The organism is Campylobacter sp. P0109, from assembly GCF_002138755.1.
GTDB classification, from domain to species: Bacteria; Campylobacterota; Campylobacteria; order Campylobacterales; family Campylobacteraceae; genus Campylobacter; species Campylobacter devanensis.
Window position 1 is genome coordinate 365,464 of the sequence record NZ_MJKK01000001.1, and the last position, 24,756, is coordinate 390,219.

At 32.8% G+C, this 24,756-nt stretch carries 23 protein-coding genes and 1 tRNA gene; 11 read left to right on the plus strand and 13 right to left on the minus strand.

Translation table 11 applies throughout. The features are described 5' to 3' along the window. Positions 1–14 precede the first annotated feature (14 nt). The 3 genes from fliL (at position 15) to CIGNP109_RS01925 (ending at position 1,356) form a co-directional block, all read left to right on the plus strand. Positions 15–530 (plus strand): flagellar basal body-associated protein FliL, encoded by a 516-nt coding sequence (gene fliL / locus CIGNP109_RS01915; protein ID WP_086224503.1) that lies wholly within the window; start codon positions 15–17, stop codon positions 528–530. After that, positions 527–877, plus strand: a complete 351-nt coding sequence (gene acpS, locus CIGNP109_RS01920) for a holo-ACP synthase (protein ID WP_086227988.1) — start codon at positions 527–529, stop codon at positions 875–877. The genes fliL and acpS overlap by 4 nt, the downstream gene beginning before the upstream one ends. A gap of 230 nt (positions 878–1,107) precedes the next feature. Beyond that, the gene (locus CIGNP109_RS01925; protein WP_086227989.1) at positions 1,108–1,356 is read left to right on the plus strand and encodes a hypothetical protein; all 249 of its coding nucleotides are present in this window, start codon (positions 1,108–1,110) and stop codon (positions 1,354–1,356) included. A gap of 1,090 nt (positions 1,357–2,446) precedes the next feature. On the opposite strand, the gene trmA is transcribed toward CIGNP109_RS01925, so the two are convergent. From trmA to CIGNP109_RS01940, 3 genes are read right to left on the minus strand one after another with little or no spacing between them, the layout of a single operon-like run. Continuing rightward, positions 2,447–3,544, minus strand: coding sequence for a tRNA (uridine(54)-C5)-methyltransferase TrmA (gene trmA, locus CIGNP109_RS01930; RefSeq protein ID WP_086227990.1), 1,098 nt, complete (start codon positions 3,542–3,544; stop codon positions 2,447–2,449). A gap of 9 nt (positions 3,545–3,553) precedes the next feature. Continuing rightward, positions 3,554–4,300 (minus strand): SDR family NAD(P)-dependent oxidoreductase, encoded by a 747-nt coding sequence (locus tag CIGNP109_RS01935; RefSeq protein WP_086227991.1) that lies wholly within the window; start codon positions 4,298–4,300, stop codon positions 3,554–3,556. A 9-nt stretch (positions 4,301–4,309) separates the two neighbouring features. After that, positions 4,310–5,731, minus strand: coding sequence for a COG3400 family protein (locus CIGNP109_RS01940; RefSeq protein ID WP_086227992.1), 1,422 nt, complete (start codon positions 5,729–5,731; stop codon positions 4,310–4,312). Positions 5,732–5,988: 257 nt separating this feature from the next. Between CIGNP109_RS01940 and hsdR the strand changes: the two genes are divergently transcribed. From hsdR to tgt, 5 genes are all read left to right on the plus strand, one after another. Beyond that, on the plus strand, positions 5,989–8,475 hold the full coding sequence (gene hsdR, locus CIGNP109_RS01945) for an EcoAI/FtnUII family type I restriction enzme subunit R (RefSeq protein WP_086227993.1): 2,487 nt from the start codon (positions 5,989–5,991) through the stop codon (positions 8,473–8,475). 88 nt (positions 8,476–8,563) lie between these two features. Continuing rightward, a complete protein-coding gene (locus CIGNP109_RS01950; RefSeq protein WP_086227994.1) occupies positions 8,564–10,054 on the plus strand; it encodes a type I restriction-modification system subunit M in 1,491 nt (496 codons plus the stop codon). Positions 10,055–10,062: 8 nt separating this feature from the next. Then, positions 10,063–11,193 (plus strand): Fic family protein, encoded by a 1,131-nt coding sequence (locus tag CIGNP109_RS01955; protein WP_086227995.1) that lies wholly within the window; start codon positions 10,063–10,065, stop codon positions 11,191–11,193. A gap of 131 nt (positions 11,194–11,324) precedes the next feature. Beyond that, positions 11,325–12,875: a restriction endonuclease subunit S gene (locus CIGNP109_RS08385; protein ID WP_201789949.1), complete on the plus strand. Its 1,551-nt coding sequence runs from the start codon at positions 11,325–11,327 to the stop codon at positions 12,873–12,875. A gap of 291 nt (positions 12,876–13,166) precedes the next feature. Next, entirely contained in the window at positions 13,167–14,294 is a 1,128-nt protein-coding gene (gene tgt / locus CIGNP109_RS01965; RefSeq protein WP_086227996.1) for a tRNA guanosine(34) transglycosylase Tgt, read from the plus strand. A gap of 154 nt (positions 14,295–14,448) precedes the next feature. Here tgt and CIGNP109_RS01970 read toward each other — a convergent pair whose 3' ends face one another. From CIGNP109_RS01970 to CIGNP109_RS02010, 9 genes are read right to left on the minus strand one after another with little or no spacing between them, the layout of a single operon-like run. Next, the gene (locus tag CIGNP109_RS01970) at positions 14,449–15,213 is read right to left on the minus strand and encodes a pseudouridine synthase family protein (RefSeq protein ID WP_180380002.1); all 765 of its coding nucleotides are present in this window, start codon (positions 15,211–15,213) and stop codon (positions 14,449–14,451) included. A 2-nt stretch (positions 15,214–15,215) separates the two neighbouring features. Continuing rightward, a complete protein-coding gene (waaA, locus tag CIGNP109_RS01975) occupies positions 15,216–16,331 on the minus strand; it encodes a lipid IV(A) 3-deoxy-D-manno-octulosonic acid transferase (RefSeq protein ID WP_086227998.1) in 1,116 nt (371 codons plus the stop codon). Next, a complete protein-coding gene (locus tag CIGNP109_RS01980; RefSeq protein ID WP_086227999.1) occupies positions 16,328–17,041 on the minus strand; it encodes a zinc ribbon domain-containing protein in 714 nt (237 codons plus the stop codon). The genes waaA and CIGNP109_RS01980 overlap by 4 nt, the downstream gene beginning before the upstream one ends. Positions 17,042–17,054: 13 nt before the next feature. Continuing rightward, complete coding sequence (locus CIGNP109_RS01985; protein WP_086228000.1) at positions 17,055–17,780, minus strand: Nif3-like dinuclear metal center hexameric protein; 726 nt, start codon at positions 17,778–17,780, stop codon at positions 17,055–17,057. Further along, entirely contained in the window at positions 17,781–18,635 is an 855-nt protein-coding gene (gene glyQ, locus CIGNP109_RS01990) for a glycine--tRNA ligase subunit alpha (RefSeq protein ID WP_086227033.1), read from the minus strand. It abuts the gene before it with no gap. Then, on the minus strand, positions 18,632–19,117 hold the full coding sequence (locus CIGNP109_RS01995; RefSeq protein ID WP_086224518.1) for a DUF3972 domain-containing protein: 486 nt from the start codon (positions 19,115–19,117) through the stop codon (positions 18,632–18,634). Before CIGNP109_RS01995 ends, glyQ begins: the two co-directional genes overlap by 4 nt. Beyond that, a complete protein-coding gene (purE, locus tag CIGNP109_RS02000; RefSeq protein WP_086224519.1) occupies positions 19,114–19,620 on the minus strand; it encodes a 5-(carboxyamino)imidazole ribonucleotide mutase in 507 nt (168 codons plus the stop codon). The genes CIGNP109_RS01995 and purE overlap by 4 nt, the downstream gene beginning before the upstream one ends. Beyond that, a complete protein-coding gene (locus tag CIGNP109_RS02005; RefSeq protein WP_086228001.1) occupies positions 19,621–20,892 on the minus strand; it encodes a peptidase U32 family protein in 1,272 nt (423 codons plus the stop codon). It lies immediately after the preceding gene. Then, on the minus strand, positions 20,889–21,638 hold the full coding sequence (locus CIGNP109_RS02010) for a chemotaxis protein (RefSeq protein WP_086228002.1): 750 nt from the start codon (positions 21,636–21,638) through the stop codon (positions 20,889–20,891). The genes CIGNP109_RS02005 and CIGNP109_RS02010 overlap by 4 nt, the downstream gene beginning before the upstream one ends. 158 nt (positions 21,639–21,796) lie before the next feature. On the opposite strand from CIGNP109_RS02010, the gene CIGNP109_RS02015 reads away from it, so the two are divergent. The 3 genes from CIGNP109_RS02015 (at position 21,797) to glnA (ending at position 24,254) form a co-directional block, all read left to right on the plus strand. Then, positions 21,797–21,873: transfer RNA gene (locus CIGNP109_RS02015), tRNA-Arg, on the plus strand. 85 nt (positions 21,874–21,958) lie between these two features. Further along, positions 21,959–22,738, plus strand: a complete 780-nt coding sequence (locus tag CIGNP109_RS02020; protein WP_086228003.1) for a histidinol-phosphatase — start codon at positions 21,959–21,961, stop codon at positions 22,736–22,738. 88 nt (positions 22,739–22,826) lie between these two features. After that, on the plus strand, positions 22,827–24,254 hold the full coding sequence (glnA, locus tag CIGNP109_RS02025) for a type I glutamate--ammonia ligase (protein ID WP_086224523.1): 1,428 nt from the start codon (positions 22,827–22,829) through the stop codon (positions 24,252–24,254). 148 nt (positions 24,255–24,402) lie between these two features. On the opposite strand, the gene CIGNP109_RS02035 is transcribed toward glnA, so the two are convergent. Then, the gene (locus tag CIGNP109_RS02035) at positions 24,403–24,681 is read right to left on the minus strand and encodes a hypothetical protein (RefSeq protein ID WP_086227028.1); all 279 of its coding nucleotides are present in this window, start codon (positions 24,679–24,681) and stop codon (positions 24,403–24,405) included. Positions 24,682–24,756 lie beyond the last annotated feature (75 nt).

Below are 24,756 nucleotides of genomic sequence, written 5' to 3' on the forward strand. Positions count from 1 at the left end.
AAAAAGGAGAAAAAATGGCAGCATCAGATGAAGATGTAAAAAATGAAGGTAAAAAGAGTCCAGTGGTACTAATAGCGATTATAGGCGTAGTGGTCTTTTTACTTATCATTGGAATAATTGTTGCAATGCTTTTGATGGGCGGAGGAGATGATAAACAAGTGTCTCAAGCAGCTGATACACCAGCATCACATATGGCTCCAAAACAGAGGTCAAATGACTTTTTTAACATCGGCCCTATGTACCCAATGGATCAGTATGTAGTAAATTTACTTAGCGAGAGTGGTACAAGATATCTAAAAACTACTATGAATTTGGAGTTAAGTGAACAGACTTTAAGTCCAGAAATAGATAAAAAACAAGCACTAATTAGAGATATAATCATTAGAACTCTTTCGGCTAAAACTTATGAAGATGTAAGCACAGCTAAAGGCAAAGAGCGTCTCAAAGATGAATTGGTAACTAGAATAAATGAAGTCCTAAGAGATGGATATATCAAAAATGTATTTTTTACTGATTTTATTGTACAATGATAGGTATTGATATTGTCAGTATTAAAAGGATCGCTGCAGCCAAGGCTAGGCACGGCGATCTATTTTTACATAAATTTTTAAATCCTAGTGAAATTGAGCTAGCTAAAAGCGATGAAACTTTAGCTGGATTTTGGGCGGCAAAAGAAGCTATAAGCAAAGCGCTTGGTTGTGGTATCGGAGCTGAATTTGGATTTGGTGATGCTACAATTTATAAAGATAATAAAGGTGCGCCAAAGATCAAATTTAATACAGAAACACTTTATAAATTTAATATTAAAAATACTTCTCTTAGTATAACTCACGATGGTGGATTTGCAATTGCTGCAGTGATAATTGAGCGAGATTAAGCCATATAATTTGTAATATTAAATAATTCAAATTAAATTTTAAATCCTTATTTTATTAAATTAAAATCTGAAAATATGTAATAATACAATTACCAAAATCAATATTTGCTTAATAAAATTCAAATTGATTAGTTTACTAAAAAATTTAAATTTATAAATATAATTGATATAAAAATAGATTAGTGATTCATTTTAACGTTATTTGGGAATATTTTTAGCAAAATCAAACTATGAGTTTTTGTTTTTCATTTGCAGTTAAAAACTCTACCTTGATTATAGCTAAAAAGATAGATTTTGGAGTAAGAAATGCGCCAAAATATGAAATAGACACAAAAGAGCTATATAACCTTGAAATTAATGAAGCTTATAGAAATGTATATCAAAGCGTTGTTTTGCAGTGGCAAGATATTAGCAGTGGGGCTATGCGCCATCTTCGTGCTGGTAGTGGCGAGCCTAGTTATAATATGAGAATAAGCTAGCCTAAAAGCGATGGCGAGGCATACGCTAAAGCAAATGCAAAGCTAAACGAGCTTAAAAAAGGCGGTATCAGCAGTAGGTGTAGCCTAGCAGGGGCTAATATCATTACTGGCGGCTCTATAGTGTTTAAAAATACAAACAGCGATATAGAGCTAAAAAAGTTTAGCATAACAAGCGTAAGACATACGCTAAATAGTAGGGGATATAGTATTGAGATTGAGTTTGAAGGGTGAATTGGTGAGGCTAGTTGTGATCTAAATTGGCTTTTTGGGGTGTTTATGGGCTAAGTTTTAGTCGGTGATTTGTTTACATATTAAATAAAAATATAATAAAGTAGGGTGGTAAGTAAATTTTATATCTTAGATTTAAATTATTGAAATTTAAAATAGTAAGAGCATATATATCAACTACAATTATTATTGTTTAGTTTTACATCTGTATTATTGCTTCATTAGCCCCCCCCCTTTTTTTTAATTACACTACAATTATCATAGATGATAACTCTACATATATTACAATGGTTGATTGGTAAAGATTAAATAAAAACATAAAATGATTGAAAACAAACGCCTGACAAACAAAGCTATAATTATTATAAAATAATTAAAAATATATATAAAAAGCACTATTTTATATATTTAGTATTGAAAACTATAATTTTCAAACTAAAATAAATTCACCTATTTTGGGTTTTTTGATACTAAAAAATCCCCATTTTACCACTATTTATAGGATGTATGTATAATAATACATAGTAAAATATGTATTATTTTCATTAAAATAATAAGTAAAATTATTCTTGAAATTTTATGTATTATTTTATGTAAAATTTTACAATATATAAACTAAGAAATCAACTTAAATCAAAATTATATTCTATAGTATAAGCAAAAACTGAGCCAAAATTTGAATTAAACTGAAATTTATATTAAAATATAAAAAGATATAAAAGCTAAATAAATCAATATATTTTACCTATAACTACAGTAAATGACAACTAAAAATATATAATTCTCCAAGATAAAAATTACTAATATAATCTAAATTTAATCTTAATTATAAATTTATTTTGTCACTTATTGCAGCTAGTGTTTATTTGATTCTTTTTAAAACTACACCACATTCAATGTGATTAGTATGGACAAATTGGTCAAATATTGCAAATTTTACCACTTTATGTGTTTGACTTAGTATCTCTAAGTTATTTTGCAATGTCAGTGGATTGCATGATATATAAATTATATTATCTATCTTGTTCATAAAATCTAAAACGCTATCTTCGCACCCCGCCCTTGGTGGATCGACTAATATATGGCTAAATATATAACTATCTAAATCTACACCACGCAATCTCTCAAACTCTCGCTCCTTAGCCATTGCGCTCATTATCTCAGCAGCACTTAGTCTAGCAAATTTGATATTATTTACGCTATTTAATTGGCAATTTTTTAAAGCCATATCAATTGAGCTTTTAGATATCTCAGTAGCTAAAACTTTTTGGAATTTAAGACTAATTGGTATAGTAAAATTTCCATGTCCGCAATATAACTCTATTAAATCTGCTGCATTTTCTACTGCATTTACAGCCCATGAAATCATTTTTTCATTCATCTTTTTATTTGGCTGGATAAAGGCTGTATCGCTCATAATATAGTTAAACTCACGCCCATTTATATTTAAAATCTCATTTATTTTTGTATCGCCAAATTCTAGCTTTACTCCCCTACTCCTAGCTATTAGACCTATTCTTAGCTTAGATTGTATATTGGCTAGATTATCTTTTATACTATTTACATCTTTATGATATAAAAGCGTTACTATAAGACTTTTGGCTGAGCTAATAAACTCTACGCCAAATAATCGCTCTACTAGAGCCTTATCTTCTTTTATTGTTTTTAGAAGTTCTGGCATTATATTTGATATCTTAGTATCTACTATCTGGCAGCTTTGTATTGGTAATTTCGTATTTTGCTGACTACGCATACAGTAGCTTATATCGTTATTTTCATGCCAAATGCCAAATTCAGCTCTAGAGCGAAATCCACTCTCATCTGAGTCAAAAAACTCAAATTCTCCACTCCAAAACTTGCTAAAAAGCTCCTTTATCTTAGCGATTTTAAGCTGCTTTTGATCACAATAGCTAAGAGTCAAAACACAACTTCCACAATCTCCTAAATACCTACAATCCACGCTTATACCCTACTCTTTTTCAAAGAAAAATCCAGCCCAACTCTGCGTTGTCGGCATAACTTCAAGGCTATTTATATTGACATGTTTTGGTAAATTTATACAATCAAGCACGATTTGAGCGATATCATCTGCCTTTAAATACTCAGTTCCATCATATACCGCATCGCTCTTTTGCTCATCGCCTTTATATCTTACTAGGCTAAATTCGGTCTTAGCAATGCCAGGAGCTATCTCTGTAACTCGTATATTATCGCCTTTTAAGTCATTTCTAAGATTAAAGCTAAACTGCTTTACAAAGGCCTTAGTAGCACCATATACATTTCCACCAGGATATGGCCACTGACCAGCCACAGAACCAAGATTAAATATATATCCACTTTTTCTTTTAGTCATAATAGGCAAAACCGCCTTTGTAGCGTATAAAAGCCCTTTGATATTCGTATCTATCATAGTTTCAAAATCATCTAAACTAGCCTCATTTACACGCTCAAGCCCAAGAGCCAGTCCAGCATTATTAATCAAAATTTCAATATCTCTATACTCATTTGGTAGCTCATCAACTGCCTTAAATAGAGCATTTTTGTCCCTAATATCACAAGCGATTATGTGAGAATTCAAAAGTTCATTAGCTAAATTCTCCAATCTATCTTTGCGACGACCAAGCAAAATTAATTTATATCCATCTTTAGATAAAGCCCTAGCCATCGCCTCCCCAAAGCCAGATGTAGCCCCAGTTATAAAAGCTGTATTTTTCATCTTTAATCCTTAAATTTTATCATTTTGTGGGATAAATAGTTGATAGCTATCACCCAAAATATAGTGCAAACGATTAATATCTTTAGAAAAAATCGCTCCAAATTTACCATCCATAATCTTGCTACTAAAGCTTAAAAATTGTAAAATATTTTCATTATTTTTAAGCTTTAGTAGTGGATTTGTGCCATCATTTACGATATTGACCTTTTTATCAAAGATTTTTGATAAGCTCTCAAAATGCTCCCTTAGCTCTTTGCTATCATCATCAAATTTGTTATCAAAATGGTAAAAATATATACTAAAATCAAGCTGCTTACAGCAATCCATAATTACGCTAGAGTTGCTCTCAGCATCGGTTTTATCGCCTAAAATTACACCTCTTTTAACACTATTTAATCCACTTGTGCCTATTTTTAATACAGGAACTTTTAGAGCTTCATAGCCCTTTTTATATAGATTAAATGCTCTACCATTAGTAACTACTAGACCGATATCAAGCTCATTCATTTTAGATTTTTGAATCGATATTGTAGTGCTAAAGTAGTCAATTTTGATAAAAATACTATCTGATCTAAGCTCTTTAATATCGCTAAAAATTTTGCTAAGAGTTGGATTTACTACCTTTATATATAGCTTTTTGCTATTTAATTTTTTATGTAGTTCTAATGTATCGCTTAGTAATCTTTCTATATCGTTATTGCTCATTAGCTTCATATCCAAGGCTAAATAGATATTATTGCCAAATGGATTTGGGAATTGACCTGGCTCTTTTTTGATAGCACGGAATACATTTTCTAAAATTCTAGGCTCTCCAACTACTAGCAAAGTATCATTTGGCAAGATTAGTGTATTAGAAGTAGCTATTGTATAACTTCCATTGCGATATATCATAGCAATTTTCCATCGCTTTTTACGGATATTTCCTACATGCCTATATGCGTAGCTACTACCATGTGGGACTTGAACTTCCATAATCTCCCCTAGCCCAAGACCGATATTATCAGCAATTACTGGCACATCAGGCAAGAAATCCATAAATCTAGAGCTTAGAATCTTTCTAGCATCAATTATAGATATTAGATTATCGCCCTTAAAATGCCTTCCCATACCCCATAAATCCAGCACATCGATCTCTAAATTTGGATAAATTTGACGCAGATTTTCACAAACGCATCTTATATCAAATTCATTTTGCATTATCACCATAGCTTGTTCAAATTCACTCTTTAAATGTAGTTTAAGCTTACCAAGGCTAGTTGGGTCAAAGTTATAAAATATAAAATTCTCAAAATTCACATCCCAGCTAGGGATTGTCTCTTCATTATAGGTGATTACTGTGTAGTTGTGTAAGGCGTTATTTTTGCTATTAAATAATCGCTCTAAGAAATTTTTGGCTAAAATTCCATCAGCAATAATCAAGATATTTTTCATCAATTCTCCATAAAAATATGGCCTTATATTATCATAATTGAAATTTAAAATAGATAAAATGTGGATTTTAAATATCTGTACCTAACTCATTATTGTAAAGCTAAACAAAGTCAAATAAAATTAAAAATACGATAATAACTTAAAAGTATGAAATATTAAACTCTTAAACAGAGATATTATGATTTTTCGTAGTTAGTAAAATTCTTATAAATGTGTTATAATGTTTTTATAATTTTTATTATTGAAAGAATAATTGTATGGAAACTCACCACATATTACCAAAATCGGAAATGACAGAAGAAGATATTAAATTTAAATTTATTACTCCAGCATTATTGGCAAAATGGGATGATAAAAACATCACAATGGAAACAGATCTTGTAAATAATTTCACGGATGGGAAGGTTCTCATTAAAGGAAATGTTCCAAGTCGTGGTAAAAGGAAAAGATGTGACTATGTTCTTTGGTATAATAAAGGGACTCCACTTGCGATTGTAGAAGCTAAAAATAATAATCATTCAACATCGTTTGGTATACAACAAGCCATTTCCTATGGAATTATGATGAATGTTCCTTTTGTCTATACATCAAACGGAGATAGCTTTTTTGAACACGATTTTACAACTGGGCTTGAAAAAGAATTTCCCCTTTCGGAGTTTCCCACTGCAGATGAACTTTATGCCCGGTGGAAAGGTGTTGATGCAACAAAAATTCTAGAAGTTGAAAACCGAGAACGATATGCGATGGATGGAGAATCAAAAGCATATGATGTTCCACTTTGTTTTGAAGAAAATCTTTTGAATACGCCTTTCTATTCTGGTTCAAATTGTTATCCCCCTAGATACTATCAGCGAAATGCGGTAAATAGAACCCTTGCGGCAATTTCACAAGAACAAACCCGAATTCTTATTGTAATGGCAACTGGAACAGGAAAAACCTATACGGCTTTTCAGATTGTATGGAGACTCCTTGAGTCAGGAGCAAAAAAGAAAGTGCTCTATCTTGCTGATAGAAATAATCTCGTAGATCAGACTATTAACGGTGACTTTAAGCCTTTAGAAAAAGTAATCCACAAAATCAATTTCCAAAAAGAAGATAAATCAAAAATTTCAGCATATCAGGTCTATTTTGCCCTTTATCAACAGTTGGATTCCGCAAAGCACCAAGGAGAGGAAGTTGAAGAAACAGAAGCTGAAATAGAAGCAGAAATTGCCAAATATAAAGAGTTCTTTAAACCAGATTTCTTTGATCTTATTATAGTTGATGAGTGCCATCGTGGGTCTGCAAAGGCTGATTCTCGCTGGCGAAAGATTCTTGATTATTTTAGCAGTGCTACACAGATTGGTATGACGGCTACACCAAAAGAAACAAAATATGTTTCTAACATCGATTATTTTGGAGAACCTGTTTACAGCTACAGTCTTAAACAAGGAATTGAAGATGGATTTCTTGCTCCATTCAAGGTAATACATGTTCGCACTAGTATTGATGATGGCTGGAGACCGAAACTAGGTCAAAAGGATATTAACGGAATTGAAATTAAAGACCAAGAATATAATCTTTCAGATTATGACTATAATATTGTCATCCAAGATAGAATTGATGAAGTTGCCCAGGAAATTACAAAATTCTTAAAAGAAACAGACCGTATGTCCAAGACAATTGTATTTTGTCCCACAGAAGATGCCGCAGAACGTATGCGAGTTGCACTGAACAATTTAAATACTGATATGATTCTGAAAGATAATCAGGGCAATGTAAAAGAGCAGTATGTTGTCCGTATCACTGGAAGTGATAAATATGGAAAAGAAAAGCTGGATTATTTCATTTCAGTTTCGCAGCCCTATCCCGTTATTGCAACTACATCAAAGCTACTTTCTACTGGAAGCGACTGCAAAATGGTAAAACTCATTGTTTTAGATGAGCTAATCAATTCAATGACAGAGTTTAAGCAGATAATTGGCCGTGGAACTCGTCTGAGATATGATGAGGGAAAAACTCATTTTACAATAATGGATTTTCGCCGTGTAAGCCGTTTGTTTGCCGACCCAGAATGGGATGGAGAGATTGAACAAGATGACGATTATAATCCAAATCCACAGCCAGAAGGCGAATATGAGGGTGATTTTGGAAATGGCAGTGATGTTAAGGAGAGCCCCAATGGTAGGAAAGAAATTCAGTTTGTTGGAAAAGGCAGCGTTACTATACAAGTTCTACAAAGACTAGTTTCTATCTACGATACAGATGGCAAACTTCTGAAGCAAGAAAGCATCGAAGATTACACAAAAGAAAGTATTCTTGTAACATATCGAACCCTTGAAAATTTTATCCAGACCTGGAATCAAGAGCAGAAAAAAGAAGTCATCCGCAATATGCTTAAAGAGCGTGGTATAGATTTAGAGCTTATTAAAAAAGATCAAAATATGATGGATGTGGATGACTTTGATTTTATCTGCCATATCGCATTTGACCAAAAGCCCTTGACTCGTCGTGAGCGTGCAGAAAAAGTAAAGAAGCGAGATCTTTTTGGTAAATATGGAGAAGCTGCAAAAGAGGTGATCAATGCGCTGCTAGATAAATATGCCCAACTTGGCATTTACGACATTGAGTCAACCGAAATTCTCAAGCAAAGTCCATTTACAAAGTTTGGGAAACCTTCTCGGATTGCAGCCTTGTTTGGTGGAAATGATGAGTATAGAACAGCTCTTCGTGAATTGGAAAATGAATTATATAAAATAGCGTAAGGTGTGTCGCACGGATTGGATTTTGCTAACACAAAATCCAAAAAAAGGAAATCAAAAATCCGTGTAACAAAATAAAAGGAATAAATAAATGAGCAACTTAAGTGGTTTTGTAAAAAGAGTCCGTGATGTAATGCGGAACGATGCCGGTATAAATGGTGATGCCCAGAGAATTGAACAGATAACCTGGATGCTTTTCTTAAAAGTTTATGACGCAAAAGAAGAAGACTGGGAATTTGATGATGAACAATTTGAATCTATAATTCCCCCAAAATTACGCTGGAGAAATTGGGCTCATGTAGAAAATCAACATGATGGACTTACCGGAGACCAGCTTTTGAATTTTGTAAACAATGAACTTTTCCCAACATTAAGAAAACTTGAAATAAATTCAGATACCCCAATTCGCCAAAGTATTGTGCGCACAACTTTTGAAGATGCAAACAATTATATGAAAGATGGAGTGCTTCTCCGTCAGATTATCAATATTATTGATGAGCTTGATTTTGGAAGCTATGAAGAAACCCATGCCTTTGGCGAGATTTACGAAACAATATTAAAAGAACTTCAAAGTGCAGGTTCTGCCGGTGAGTTTTACACTCCGCGTGCCGTAACAGAGTTTATGGCAAAAATGATTAAACCACAAATTGGCGAAACTATGGCTGATTTTGCCTGTGGAACAGGAGGATTTCTTTCAAGTTGGATAAAAGAACTTGAAGCAATCAAAGACGCAAAAGGATCAATCAGCAATGAAGATTCTGAAAAACTTTACAATTCAATTTACGCAATCGAAAAAAAACAATTCCCATATATGCTTTGCGTAACAAATATGTTACTTCACGGAATTGACAATCCAAAAGTATTTCACGATAACTCACTTACAAAAAAACTTTTGGACTACACGCAAAAAGATGCATTTGATGTAATTCTTATGAATCCACCTTATGGCGGAAGCGAAAAAGAAGACATCAAGCAAAACTTTCCAGCTGATTTAAAATCAAGCGAAACAGCAGATCTTTTTATAGCTGTTATTTTGTATCGTCTAAAGAAAAATGGTCGTGCCGCTGTAATTATTCCTGATGGATTTTTGTTCGGCAATGATAACGCAAAGGTAAATCTCAAGAAGAAGCTACTGACAGAGTATAATCTGCATACCGTGGTACGGTTGCCACAAAGTGTTTTTTCGCCATACACAAGCATTACTACAAATATTCTCTTTTTCAATAATGAAGAACCAACCGGTAAAACATGGTTTTATCGTGTAGATATACCAGATGGAATTAAACACTTTTCTAAAACTAAACCGATGAAACTTTCTGATTTTGATGATTGTGTTGCATGGTGGAATAATCGTAAAGAAATAGCCGATGAAGAAGGAAATCCAAAGGCAAAATGCTTTACTTCTCAAGAGCTTATAGAAGGTGGCTATAACCTTGACCTTTGCGGTTATCCTCACGAGGAAGAGGAAATCTTAAGCATAAAAGAGACAATCATAAATTATAAAAAGCATAGTGAAGCTGCAGAAGAAAAAATCAATGTAACACTAGCAAAAATTACTAAAATCCTTGGAATTAAATTGTAGGAGAAAAATTGGCAAAGACTTATACTATTCCTAAATTACCACTTGGAATTGACCTTGAAACAAAAGAAATACTCAAACAAGTTAATCTTGCAAACAAAGCGTTGGCAGAATTAAAAGGAGTTGCTCATACAATTCCAAATGAAGGTGTTTTGATTAATTCTCTTGTTATACAAGAAGCAAAGGAAAGTTCCGAAGTAGAAAATATAGTAACAACCCATGATGAGATTTTTCAAGCAGATCTTTCTGTAAGTAATTATGCAGTTAGCAATGCAGCAAAAGAGGTTATGAATTATAGAGAAGCTATGCTTGAAGGCTTTTCAAGAGTAAAAGAAAATATGCTTCTTACAAATAACATTATTAAAAATATTCAAGAAAAGCTTGAAAAAAATAAAGCTGGGTTTAGAACAAGTGCTGTAACATTACAAAATTCTAAGCAAGAAATTGTTTATGCTCCTCCAAAAACAGGAGATGAAGTTGAACATTATATGTCAAATCTTGAACACTTTATTAACAATTCTGAATTATCTGATTTAGATCCATTGATTAAACTAGCAATAATACATCACCAATTTGAAAGTATACATCCTTTTTATGATGGTAACGGAAGAACTGGGCGTATTATTTCTGTTTTATATTTAGTACAAAATAGACTTTTGGATTTACCAATTTTATATTTGAGTCGTTATATCACTCGTAATAAAGCCGATTATTACAAATTGATTCAAGCTGTCCGTGATAATGATGGAGATATAAAGGATTGGCGGAATTGGGTTATGTTTATTCTTAAAGGAATAGAAGTTACTTCTAAAGAAACAATTATTTTAATAAATGGTATTGCGCAATTAATGGCACAATATAAAGCAATCTTAAAACCCGTATTTGGAAAAACATATAAACATGAACTTTTGAATAATTTATTTTTCCATCCGTATACAAAGATTGAATTTATTGAACGGGATATGAATGTTCAACGCAAAACGGCAGCAAAATATCTTGATATGATTGTAGATTTAAAACTTTTGACAAAAATGAAAAAAGGATCATCTAATTATTATATTAATAATGCTTTATTTGAATTATTTCTAAATCAAGGAAAAGTTGTATCAGAAGTTGAAATTATTGAATCTGTAAAATCGTAATATGTACCCAATTTAACGATTTTGGGTACATGCTCATTCGTATATGTACCCAAAATATTGTTTTTGGGTACATATTGATGACATTATGTACCCAATTTGATGAATTTGGCAACATAAAAAAGGAAACTAAATTGGCAAAGATAAAAAAAGATACAAATTTAAGAAAATCAATTCTCCAAGCGGCCATAACAGGCCAGTTGATTAGTAATGTAGAAGGGGAAACTAAAACAGGCAAAGAGCTTTTAGACAAAATTATAGAAGAACGCAACGCAAAACTTCTAGCCCAATGGGAAGAAGCAAAAAAGAAAAACCCAAAAGCCAAAAAGCCCGCTCCCATTGTCGCAAGTGAGATTACAGAAGATGAAATCCCCTTTGAAATTCCTAAAAACTGGTGTTGGTGTAGATTGGGGGATGTGGGAGACTGGAAAGCTGGTTCAACTCCATCTCGTTCAAATCCAGAATTTTATAATGGAAATATTCCTTGGTTAAAAACTGGTGATTTAACCGATGACTTTGTAGATATCATTCCAGAGTGTATTTCAGAAATAGCTCTCAAATCATGTTCTATGCGATTAAATCCTGTTGGCTCTGTATTAATTGCAATGTATGGGGCAACAATTGGGAAACTTGGAATCTTGAATATTGAAGCAACAACAAATCAAGCCTGTTGTGCTTGTATCACGCACGAGCCTATATCTAATAAATATATGTTTTATTATTTAATGTCTCAAAAAAAGGCTCTTACAGAAAAAGCGGAAGGTGGAGCCCAACCTAATATTTCAAGAGAAAAGCTTGTTATTTATCCGTTTCCACTCCCACCGCTTGCCGTGCAAAATGCAATTGTTGCAAAACTTGAAGAAGTGCTACCTTTGGTTGATGCTTACGAAAATGCGGTTCTCCAAAAAGAGGAATTAAAAACCGCTCTTCCAGACAAAGTAAAAAAAGCTATTTTACAAGAGGCAATACAAGGCAAGCTCACAGAATCTTGGCGAAAAACTACCACAATAGAAGAAAGTGGCAAACAACTTTTAGACAAAATTATAGAAGAACGCAATAAAAAACTTCTAGCCCAATGGGAAGAAGCAAAGAAGAAAAACCCAAAAGCTAAAAAGCCCGCTCCAATTGTCGCAAGTGAAATTACAGAAGATGAAATCCCCTTTGAAATTCCTAAAAGCTGGTGTTGGTGTAGATTATCTGAATATTTAGACATTCGTGATGGAACACATGATTCTCCCAAATTTTATGACACTGGTATCCCTTTTGTGACAAGTAAAAATTTAAATAATGGAAAATTAGATTTTTCGGTATGCAAATATATTACAGAAGAAGACCATAAAAAATTTAGTGCAAGGTCTTTTGTTGAAGATGGCGATATTCTTTTTGCTATGATAGGAAGCATTGGAAATCCTGTTATGGTAAAAAAAGAATTTGACTTCAGTTTTAAAAATATGGCTTTATTTAAATGTTACTCAAAAGAAAATACAAATATGAAATATATTTATTTTTATTTATGCCATATTCAAAAGGAATTAAAAGAAATTGCCACAGGTGGAGTTCAGTCATTCATAGGTCTAGGAACATTTAGAGAAATGATTTTCCCCCTCCCACCACTTGCCGAACAAGAAAAGATTGTAGAAATAATTGAACAGATGTTGCCTTTGTGTGAAAAGTTTGGTGGATGAAATGACTTTTGATGAAAGAATAAGAAAAGCAATTTTAGATATTTAAAGAGAATGATATAATCTAAAAGCCTTTTTATAGCTAAATTCTGCTTTAAACTTAAAGTATATTTTATATGAGACTTTAAACTCAAAACTATAAGAAATTTTGCATATTCTAAATTTATTATATTGATAAAGCAATTTAATATTATATATCTTAATACCTTGTATTTTGCTTTTTAAATCAGTTTAATTATTCTAAATTCTAAGCAATATTTTGCTAAAATTACGCCGATTTAATAAGGAAGTTTGATGGAATTTAAGATAGATAAAATAAGCCAAAACGCCAGAGCTTGTACTATTAAGATGGCTCACGGAGTTGTACAAACTCCAGTATTTATGCCTGTTGGCACACTTGGGGCGATTAAGAGTCTAGATGCGATTGATATGGGTGAAATTTTAAAAGCTAAGATAATTTTAGCCAATACCTATCATCTCTATTTACGCCCCGGAAGTAAGGTTATAAGGGGATTTGGCGGACTTCATGGATTTAGTAAATTTGGTGGCAATTTCTTAACTGATAGTGGTGGATTTCAAGCTTTTTCTCTATCGCACCGCTCTAAGCCAGATGAAAATGGGATTAAATTTAAAAGCCATATAGATGGTAGCCTTCACTACTTCACGCCAAAAAGTGTGTTAGATACGCAGTATGATTTGGGTAGTGATATTATGATGATTTTAGATGATTTGGTAGCCCTTCCAGCGACAAAAGAACGCATAGAGCTAAGCCTAAAACGCACGATAAAATGGGCTAAAGAGGCTGAAATTTATCATAAAAACCAAAAAGCAAATGGAGTTGGAGTTAATCAAAATCTATTTGGTATAATACAAGGTGGGACTGACTATAACGCTAGAAAAGAGTGCGCTATGGCCTTGTGTGATATGGATTTTGATGGTCTTGCTATAGGTGGGCTAAGCGTAGGCGAATCTAATGAGCAGATGTATGATACAGTAGAGGGCGTAATGCCCTATATCGATCCAAATCGACCAAGATATCTAATGGGCGTTGGCACTCCAGAGGATTTAGTAGAAAATGTTAGTCGTGGGGTTGATATGTTTGATTGTGTGATGCCTACAAGAAATGCTAGAAATGGGACGCTATTTACTAGCTTTGGCAAGTTAAATATCAAAGCAGCAGCCTTTACCAATGATCATGAACCAATAGATAATGAGTGCGGGTGCTACACTTGCAAACGATATAGCCGTGGATATTTAAACCATCTATATAAGGCTAGGGAGCTTACATTTTTTAGATTAGCAAGCTTACATAATCTACACTATTATTTAAATTTAATGAAAGAGATGAGAGAGGCTATAATGGCTGATAAGTTTATAGAGTTTAAGATGGAATTTTATGCTAAAAGGGCTTTAACTAAATAGCTAAAGACTATAATTAGAGTATCACTAAAAATTTTTAATACTTTATAGCTTTTAAAAACTTAATAAAATAGATTTAAATTTTAAAAACTCAAAATAGTTTTAAATTTAAATCTATGCAATGTAAGATATACAGAATGCGGTATTTTATATAATCTTATAAATTTTTTAAAATATTTTTATCAATTTGCTCAAATCCTTGATCAAAAAATCCACTATCAGGCTGAGCATAAAACTCATAATCAAAAATCTTAGTTCTTAAGCTATGTAGATATAGTCTTTTTGAGCTACTTTTGGCATATTTTTCATCTCCGACAATGCCAAATCCACTACTTGCTAAATGCACTCTAATCTGATGAGTTCTACCAGTTTCTATATCTATTTTTAGTAGTGATTTTTTACCTTCGACTGCTACTGGAGTGATATGTGTGATAGCTGTTTTGCCACTTTTTAGATCGATTTTGCCAAAGGCTCCAGATTTTGTTTTTATGGTTGTTAATGGCTGGTTTATAGTAAAGCTTTCACAAACTATACCTTTAACAACTGCAAGATAGGTTTTACCTACCCTATTTTGTGCAAATTCTTTAATAGCACGCTGTTGAAAATCTTCATTTTTATATAGCAAAATCACTCCACTAGTCTCTTTATCTAGACGATTTAAAAGTGGAAATTTAAATATTTCAGCGATCTTTTCACTCGTGATAAAAGGTGGTTTGTTGATTGCTATTATATTTTCATCTTCAAAAATTTTCACTGGTTTGGCTAGTTTTGTTACCTTAAATTTAGCACTCTCTTTTAAAAGTCCTCTAGCAAGCACAAGCCTTTGGCCGCCTACACTTACTAGTCCAGCGTCTATTAACTCCTTGGCTTCGTTGTTTGAAATGCCCTCTTGAATTGCTAGAAGTTTATAAGCCTTTTGCATATTTATCCTTTTATATCTTTTATTATCTTATCCATATCGCACATATTTATAATTTTTGTGTTTTTTAAATTTGAATTTATCTTTTGCCACACATTATCATATGAACAAAACTCAATCCCGCTTACTGCTTTATATAAATCTTTTTGATTATGGATATACTCTCCGCTTAAAATTTTGCATTTAAATTGAGCTGCCTCTATAGGATTATGCCCTCCAATGCCCTTTTCAAAACTACCACAAAGCACGACAATATCAGCAATTGCATATAAATTAACCAGCTCCCCAAGAGTATCTACAAGAATAATCTGCGAATTTAACCCCATATTATCACTAAATCTCTCAAAGCTTATATTTTTAATACTATCTTTAATAATATTATAAACGCTATTAAATCTCTCAGGATGACGCGGAACTATAAAAAGCTGGTCATTATCCTTAAGAATTAGATTAGCTAATAGATTTTTCTCTTCATTTTCATGTGAACTAGCTATTATTATCACTCTTTTATCTGGTTTTTTATATTGCTTTGATGGCTTTGGTAGATTGGCTGATTTGATATTTCCTACGACTTTGATATTTTTAGCCCCTAGGCTTATTAAGCGATCTTTATCTGTCTGGCTTTGTGCTAAAACTAAATCAACATATTTAAAAAGCCATTTATAATAAAATTTAAATCTTAAATAATTTTTATAACTTTTATCGCTAATTCTAGCATTTAAAAGTATAGTTTTAGAGCCGTTTGATTTAGCTACTCTAAATAAATTTAGCCATAATTCTGCTTCAAAAACTATTAAAACATCTGATCTGCTTAACCAAAAAGGCAAAAAGCACTCAAATGGCAAAAACCTACAATCTGCATATCCCTTAGCCTTATCAAATCCAGTTTGGGTAATTACACTTACTCTACAATCTTTTAACTCTTTTACTAAAGGCTCAATAGCACAAGCCTCACCAAAGCTACAAGCATGAAAATGGTATTTAGCAAATTTAGGCTTTGGATTGCGATATAAGAAAAATCTAGCCCTAAGGCTACGGACAAACTTTTGCTTAAAACTTAAAAGCCATAAAAACGGCGAGCAAATTCCGAGCAAAAGTGCCGTACATAGAGTATAAATCACTCCTCAATAGTCTCTTTATATAAGATTCTACCACAATGTGGACAAGTTGTGATATCTTCACTTTTAATAATATGAGCATATGTTTTATCATTAATTTTCATAAAGCAACCATAACACGCCTGCTTTCTAACTGGTACAACTGCTGTATTTTTTGCCCATTTACGAATTTTTTCATAAAATGTAAGTACTTTTTGATTCATATCAGCTAGCAATTTCTCTTTTTGATCATAAATCTTGCTTCTTTCATTTTCAATAGCTTTTAACTCATCAGCTACTTCGCTATTTAAGCTATCTAATGCACTTTGAGCATTAGATTTTTTCTGTTCTAGTTCAGTTTTTAACTCATTTTTACTATCTATTATTCTCTCAAGTCTGCCAATCTCTTCATTAGCTGCTTCAAGTTGATCTTTTGCTAGATCCTCTTCTAAATTTAGAGCTTTTATCTCTTTTTCGCTTTTGACAGCTGAAGATTTTTTGCTAATATCTTTGATTTTGGCATTAAATTCATTAATATGAGAATTTGTATTAGCAATTTGTGCCTTTAACTCTGATATTTCTGTATCAACTTTTTCTATATTTTCATCTATAGTTGTTATTTCATCTTTTTTAAGTTGTAAATTTCTATTAATACTCTCAATTCTTGGTGCGTAATTATCTATTTTTTGGTCGATTTGTGATAAATTCACAAGTTGTTGTAAATACTTATTCATTGATTTCCTTTGGTTATCTATATTCAAATGGGTTTATTGAATTTGTGATTGTAGCAAAAACTTTAAACTTTTGCAAGTTTAGCGCCAAAGACTCCCCAAAATACCGCTCACTTTCAAAATGATTAATATCAATCAAACTAAGTGAATTTTCATAAGATTGAAGTGCTGTATGATATTTAAAATCTCCGCTTAAAAAACAATCGGCTTTAAAACTACCAATTAGCTCACTTCCACTTCCAGTACAAATGGCTGCTGTTTTGATAAAATCACATCCTTTAACTACTCTTATAGTAGTTAAATTTAATTTGGATTTTATATCAGTTACAAACTCTTCAAAGCTCTTATTTACCTCAAATTTAAACACAAATTCACTATCTTGTTCATAATTTTTATAGCCTAAAACCTCACTTAATACAAATTTATTCAAAACCACTTTATCATAATTAGTATGCATAGAGATTAAGCTAATATCCTTTTTAATCATATCTTTGATTAAATTTGCTGGATATTCACTGCTATTAATGATTTTTAAACCTTTAAAAATTAACGGATGATGTGTTATAAAAAGTGTTCTAGGCTTAGCCTGAGCTATAAGTGAACTATCTAAATCAAGACTTAAAGTAATACTATCAAACTCATCATTCATACTACCTATTATAAGTCCAGAATTATCCCAACTCTCTTGTAAATCAAATGGCGCTATGCTATCAAGCATAGCATAAATTTCAGATATTTTCACCTATTTTAAACTCTCTTTATAAGCTAATGCGCAGCCTTTAGCTAGTTCTCTAATTTTTAAAATATAGTCTTGCCTTTGTGTAACGCTAATTGCTCCACGTGCATCAAGTACATTAAATGTATGCGCTGCAAGCATACAATAATCATATGCTGGAAGTGCTAATCCATGCTCTAAAATCGCCTTACACTCACTGGAATAAGATTCAAACCATGCAAAGAGTTTAGCAGTATCAGCTATTTCAAAGTTATATTTGCTAAATTCAAATTCACCTTGCTTATGCACATCGCCATATGTTACTACATTGCCATCATGATCATCCCATATGATATCATATACGCTATCTTTATCTTGCAAATACATAGCTAAGCGTTCAATTCCATATGTTACTTCAGCGCTTATTAATTCGCACGGAATTCCGCCGACTTGTTGAAAATATGTAAATTGAGTTACTTCCATACCATCTAACCAAACTTCCCAGCCTAGACCCCAAGCACCAAGAGTTGGGCTCTCCCAGTTGTCTTCTACAAATCTTATATCATGCTTTTTAAGATCAAGGCCAAGTCTTTCAAGGCTTTTTAAATATAGCTCTTGAATATTTTTTGGACTTGGTTTCATTATTACTTGAAACTGATAGTAGCTTCCAAGTCTATTTGGATTCTCACCATATCTACCATCTGTTGGACGGCGAGATGGAGCTACATAGGCTACATTCCATGGTTTATCACCTAATGAACGCAAAAATGTTGCTTGATGATAGGTTCCAGCGCCAGCTGGCATATCGTATGGTTGAACGACAATACAGCCTTGCTCATTCCAGTATTGTTGCAAGGTTAAAATTATCTGACTAAATGTCATGAATTTCCTTTATTATTAAAATTCTCTATGGCCTTATTCCACATCAACTTATATTTACGCTTTAAAAATTCAACCTCTTCTTGAGCATTTTTAAGCTGAGTAGTAAGCGTCTCAACAGTCTTTCTATCCTCATCATATAACTCTTGCATAGAATAAAGCGCTTCTTTTAAAAATTGATTTTCATTTCTAAGCACATCTAATGTTTCATCTTTAGCATCTAGGACTTTTTCGTGTAAATTTAAAATCGTTCCAATTGTCTTTTCGACAAAGCTCTCACCTGGTAAAGTATGTTGCTCGGTACTAGCAACTATCTCACCATTGTGCGCTGGTACAACACTCATTGTGCCTTCGTTAGCCTCTATATATATTACATCATTATCTATTTTTGTATTTAATGCACCACGCTCAATCATACCATCAACAACTTCACGCTTTAGATGTACTAGCTGACAAAACTCATCAATGGCTAGATATGTTTTCATTTAGCACCACCTAATAAAACTTCGATTTTTTTAGAATCCATTTCAAGTGATTTAGCCTGTTTTTCTCTATCTTCTTTTAGTTTTAAAGCCAAATTTTCATCACTTAGAGCTAAAATTTGCATTGCTAAATATGCTGCATTTTTAGCTCCAGCCTTGCCAATTGCTAGAGTTGCTACTGGCATACCAGCTGGCATTTGAACAGTTGAATATAGCGCATCTACGCCATTTACTGCTGAACCTCCCATTGGCACACCAATCACTGGCTTTAGACTATAAGCAGCAACTGCACCGGCTAAATGAGCTGCCATACCTGCTGCACAGATAAATACTGCTGCGCCTCTAGCATCGGCATCTTGGACATATTGATGAGTTCTAGTTGGGCTTCTGTGAGCTGAACTGATAATCATCTCATATTTTACATCAAATTCTTCTAAGATTTTAGCCGTTTCGCTTACAATCTCGTAGTCGCTTTTACTACCCATTATAATGCTTACAAATTTCATCTACTCTCCTTCTATAATCTCTTTACGCAAAAAGCTAAATTCTGGCAAGTTTGCAGGGAGATTGATCTCGTTTTCATTTCCGCTATGAATTTCATCAAATTCCTTACCTTTAGTACTTACTAGCTTTTTAAATTTAACATAATACTTATTATCATCTTTTTTATAGATGGCACCAAGCTCATTTTCTACACTATCTATCACTGCATTTACAGGAGCAAAAATCTCATACTCATGCTTTGTATCAATTTTAAATTTAGTCTTAAAACTTTTACCATCTAGACTAATAGCATGAACTTGATGCGTACCCTCTTCTATACTAGTAGTATGGTTTTGCGTGTCATCTCTCTCATATGGTTTATGAATAAGATAACCATCGCTAAATCCACGATTTTTAAGTGTATTTAACTCTGCAGCATAAATTTCTGGATTAAATTTACCAGCAATTGCATCATCAATCGCCATTCTATAAGCCTTGGTAGCGCAAGCTGCGTAGTATTCGCTTTTTGTTCGACCTTCAATTTTTAGGCTATCTACAGCACCGGTTTGAAGAATTCGCTCTATATGCTTACTTAAATTTAGATCTTTGGAATTCATTATATGCGTGCCATGCTCATCCTCTTCTAAACGAAATAAAGCGCCATTTTCAGGACTTTTAGCATATAATTCATAGTTAAATCTACAATCATTTGCACAACTTCCACGATTACTTAATCTACCGCTTTGGACAGCCGAAACCAAACACCTACCAGAGTATGCAAAACACATCGAGCCATGACAAAATATCTCTAATTCTAGGCTTGGAATCATCTCTTTAATTAATACAGCATCTTTTAAGCTCATCTCACGAGCTGCTACTATTCTACTAGCACCCATATCATGGTAAATTTGAGCATCTAGATAGTTCATCACATTTGCTTGAGTAGAAAGATGTATCTCTATATTTGGAGCGATCTCTTTAGCAAGTTTCATAACCCCAGGCGTAGCGATTATAAAGGCATCAACGCCAAATTCGCTAATTGTTTTGATATGTTTTTTGAGATTATCAAGCTGAGTATTATATGGAAAACCATTTACCGTAGCATAAAATTTAGCACCATTTTCGTGTGCTAATCTCACGCCCTCTTCAAAGTTCTCAAGATTAAATTCCTTTGCACTTCTTTGACGCAAAGAGAAATTACCCACACTCGCATACACAGCATCTGCACCATAAGCTAGAGCAATTTGAAGTTTAGTTAAATTTCCAGCCGGGCTTAAAAGTTCTGGCTTTTTCACTTTTTACCCAATGAGTTGATTAAAGCTTCTATATCAGCATTACTTACAACATCTTCAGTTGTTGTATCGCCCTCAATATGCATAGCTGAACCAACACGTTTTTCATCATCAATTTTACCTTCAAATAGGCTATTCATATATTTACTTAGCGCACGCATTACATTGATAACTCTTTCTATTTTTTGACGATGAATATCTTGATATTGCATCATATCCATCGTCATCATAATTTCATCTTGTCCCATTTGAACATTGCTTATAATACTATCTATTTTATTGTCTAGATTTTTATTAAGCTCTAAAAGTTCGCTAAATGTTTGAACATTTGGAAATTTTTCATGCAAAATTTCAAAAACCTCTATATTTCTTGCAATGCAAGTTTTAGCATCATTTGATGTGTTTTCTGCATCTAGACAAAATCCACTAATAGTTTCAAGCTTATCAAACATCTCAGTGGCTTTTTTTTCAGAATCCTTTGTAACATCATCTAGTTGATTAACGACTTTATGATCATCTGTCGGTGGTGGTGGTGGCCACGCACTTATTGAACTTACTCTATAGTTATCGTGCGTAACGACATGGCCGCTATTTTGAACCACAGCATCAGCATCTTCGGTTAAATCTGGCTCATCAAGACTAGTATCGCTTACATTATCTGTACTGCTAGTTAAATTGCTTGAATCTTCACTGCTAGTTAAATCGCTTAAATCTTCAGCCATTAAAGCATCTAATTCTTCTTGTGTCATAAGATCTCCTTAGGAACGTAATTGCGTGATTGTATCTAAATTTAGATAAATTTTGCTTTACATTACAAAAAATCATTTAATATTTCAAAAAATATTTTTAAATTTTGCTAACTTTAAGGAATCATTTTGTATAATTCCCATTCTTAACTTAATTTAGTGCGCTCTTAGCTCAGCTGGATAGAGCATTTGATTGCGGTTCAAAAGGTCAGAGATTCGAATTCTCTAGGGCGCACCACTATTTAATCAATGATTCAATTTAAATTTAATCTTTTATTTTATATAATTCTTCTATTAATTTTGTATTTTTTAAGGATTTTTTCATGATCGTAGATCTACACAATCATACTCCACTATGCAATCACGCAACAGGTACTCCAATAGACTATGCCAAAGCTGCTTTTAATCAAGGGTGTAAATTTTATGGATTTAGCGACCATGCACCAATGGATTTTGACCAAAAATATAGAATGGGCTTTAAGGATATGGATGACTATAAAGAGTCAATTGAGATGCTTAAGGCTGAATTTAATGGCAAAATGGAGATATTATTTGGCTATGAGGTGGATTATTTACCTGGATTTATAGATGATAGAGTCTTAAATGCTAATGTAGATTATCTAATTGGTTCGGTACATTTTTTAAATGGTTGGGGATTTGATAATCCTGAGTTTATAGGCGAATATAAAAATAGAGATATTGATCAAATTTATATTGATTATTTTGACGCTATTAAAATGATGGCAAAATTTGGCAAATTTGATATTGTTGGTCATATTGATCTTATCAAGGTATTTAACTATAAGCCAAAAACAGATATAAGAATTATCGCTAAAGATGCTTTAAATGAGATCAAAAAAAGCGGTATGACAGTAGAACTAAATAGTGCTGGTCTTCGCAAACCAGTAGGCGAAATTTATCCAGGAGATGAGATATTAGAGATGATGGCTCAAATGGGGATTGATATCACTCTTTCAAGCGATGCGCACTCTGTAGAGCAAGTTGGTTTAAATATGGATAAAACTATACAAAAAGCTAAAAAATTTGGCTATAATGAGGTTGCGATATATCAAAATCGTGATAAAAAGATGATAAAAATTTAAAATAGTATGGATTTCAATATAAATTTAAAATTAAAATTGATATTTTATGCTATAATTTCAAAATTTTAATTTTTCAAGGAGTTTGCCTATGGGTAGATTTGTTAATAGCGTTGATGAATTTTTTGAATATTGTGATGAAAATGAAGTTAAATTTGTAGATTTTCGCTTTACTGATCTTAAAGGAACATGGCACCATGTATCATATAATATAAAAGCAATTAATAAAGATTCTTTTAATGGAATTCCATTTGATGGTAGCTCGATTGATGCGTGGCAGCCCATACATAAATCAGATATGATGCTTATACCTGATGTTGAGACTGCGTTTTTAGATCCATTTACCGCTGATACAACTATCATTGTAATATGTGATGTTTATGATATTTATAAAAATGATCTATATGAGAAGTGCCCTCGCTCAATTGCTAAAAAGGCTATGCAACACTTAAAAGAGAGCGGAATTGGTGATGTAGCGTATTTCGGGCCTGAAAATGAGTTTTTTGTCTTTGATAATGTCAGAATTATAGACAAACAAAACTGCGCAATGTATGAAGTAGATACCGAAGAAGGCGAATGGAATGATGCTAAAGACTATAAAGATGGTTATAATAGCGGCCACCGCCCAAGAGCGCAAGGTGGATACTATCCAGTTCAGCCGATTGACTCAATGGTGGATTTAAGGGCTGAAATGGTAAATGTATTGGAGCAAGTTGGTCTTGAAACCTTTGTTGTTCATCATGAAGTCGCTCAAGGCCAAGGCGAAATCGGTGTGAAATTTGGAACATTAGTAGAAGCTGCTGATAATGTGCAAATTTACAAATATATAGTCAAAATGGTAGCTCATTTAAATGGCAAAACGGCTACATTTATGCCAAAACCTCTATATGGCGACAATGGTAGTGGTATGCATGTCCATCAAAGTATATGGAAAGATGGCAAAAATCTATTCTATAAAGCTGGAACATATGCTAATCTAAGCGATATGGCTAGATGGTATATCGGTGGCGTATTAAGACATGCTAGAAGCGTAGCTGCATTTACTAATCCAAGCACAAACAGCTATAAAAGATTAATTCCTGGCTTTGAAGCACCAAGTATTCTTACATACTCTTGTCAAAATAGAAGTGCTAGTTGTAGGATTCCTTACGGCTCTGGTGAAAAGAGTGTAAGAGCTGAGTTTAGATTTCCTGATAGCACCGCTTGTCCATATCTAGCATTTGCTGCGATGCTAATGGCAGGACTTGATGGTATCAAAAATAAAATTGAGCCAGTAGGACCAATGGATGAGGATCTATTTGAGCTAACTCTTGATGAAATTAGAGAGCGTGGAATTGAGCAATTGCCGCATACTTTAAGAGGAAGCTTAGAAGCTGTAATCCGTGATAATAAATATCTAAGTGCGATTATGACAGAGCACTTTATAGAGACTTATCAACACTATAAATTTGAGACTCAAGTATGGCCATATGAGCAACGCCCTACTCCGTTTGAGTTTAAAACTGTATATTCTTGCTAACATACCACCCTTGGGAAAAGCTCAAGGGTGATTTTATACTATAACTTTAAAATCTGACTACTTTTAAGAAAATTAATTGGAATAGATAATAAATTTCTAAATTGTTTTTTAGTCAAGGTTAATTCTTTTTTACTTTTAAAATTTGATTTTACATTTTTAAACTGAATAAGTATTCTAAAAACAGATTTTGAATACTTGCTTTTAATACCACAAAATTCATGTAGATTAAAATATAAGTATCTACTAAAGCTAAAAATTCTTTAGCTGTTTTATTTACTTCTAATGACGATATTTGTTTATTTCTATAAGCTTTTATCGAAGTAAAAAACATATTAAAGTCCGAAGCAGTAAAACTCTCTGGAAATACTAAAGTCATGTTTATATCATTTGCATATGATAAATCACCTTTTTCAACTTCTATTTTCATTATAAATTCCTTAATAAATTTTTTAATAATATATCTTATTATTAAGAGAATTAAAAAATTAAAAGCCGTTTAATC

Bases quoted from the DNA above. Each gene is read 5' to 3' on its own strand.
- CIGNP109_RS01970 (WP_180380002.1), bottom strand. From the start codon at position 15,213: ATGCAAAAGGCTTATAAACTTCTAGCAATTCAAGAGGGCATTTCAAAC.
- CIGNP109_RS01950 (WP_086227994.1), top strand. From the start codon at position 8,564: ATGAGCAACTTAAGTGGTTTTGTAAAAAGAGTCCGTGATGTAATGCGG.
- CIGNP109_RS01935 (WP_086227991.1), bottom strand. From the start codon at position 4,300: ATGAAAAATACAGCTTTTATAACTGGGGCTACATCTGGCTTTGGGGAG.
- CIGNP109_RS02020 (WP_086228003.1), top strand. From the start codon at position 21,959: ATGATCGTAGATCTACACAATCATACTCCACTATGCAATCACGCAACA.
- CIGNP109_RS01995 (WP_086224518.1), bottom strand. From the start codon at position 19,117: ATGAAAACATATCTAGCCATTGATGAGTTTTGTCAGCTAGTACATCTA.
- fliL (WP_086224503.1), top strand. From the start codon at position 15: ATGGCAGCATCAGATGAAGATGTAAAAAATGAAGGTAAAAAGAGTCCA.
- CIGNP109_RS01925 (WP_086227989.1), top strand. From the start codon at position 1,108: ATGAGTTTTTGTTTTTCATTTGCAGTTAAAAACTCTACCTTGATTATA.
- acpS (WP_086227988.1), top strand. From the start codon at position 527: ATGATAGGTATTGATATTGTCAGTATTAAAAGGATCGCTGCAGCCAAG.
- glyQ (WP_086227033.1), bottom strand. From the start codon at position 18,635: ATGACATTTAGTCAGATAATTTTAACCTTGCAACAATACTGGAATGAG.
- CIGNP109_RS01940 (WP_086227992.1), bottom strand. From the start codon at position 5,731: ATGAAAAATATCTTGATTATTGCTGATGGAATTTTAGCCAAAAATTTC.
- CIGNP109_RS01980 (WP_086227999.1), bottom strand. From the start codon at position 17,041: ATGAATAAGTATTTACAACAACTTGTGAATTTATCACAAATCGACCAA.
- tgt (WP_086227996.1), top strand. From the start codon at position 13,167: ATGGAATTTAAGATAGATAAAATAAGCCAAAACGCCAGAGCTTGTACT.
- purE (WP_086224519.1), bottom strand. From the start codon at position 19,620: ATGAAATTTGTAAGCATTATAATGGGTAGTAAAAGCGACTACGAGATT.
- hsdR (WP_086227993.1), top strand. From the start codon at position 5,989: ATGGAAACTCACCACATATTACCAAAATCGGAAATGACAGAAGAAGAT.
- glnA (WP_086224523.1), top strand. From the start codon at position 22,827: ATGGGTAGATTTGTTAATAGCGTTGATGAATTTTTTGAATATTGTGAT.
- CIGNP109_RS02010 (WP_086228002.1), bottom strand. From the start codon at position 21,638: ATGACACAAGAAGAATTAGATGCTTTAATGGCTGAAGATTTAAGCGAT.
- CIGNP109_RS02035 (WP_086227028.1), bottom strand. From the start codon at position 24,681: ATGAAAATAGAAGTTGAAAAAGGTGATTTATCATATGCAAATGATATA.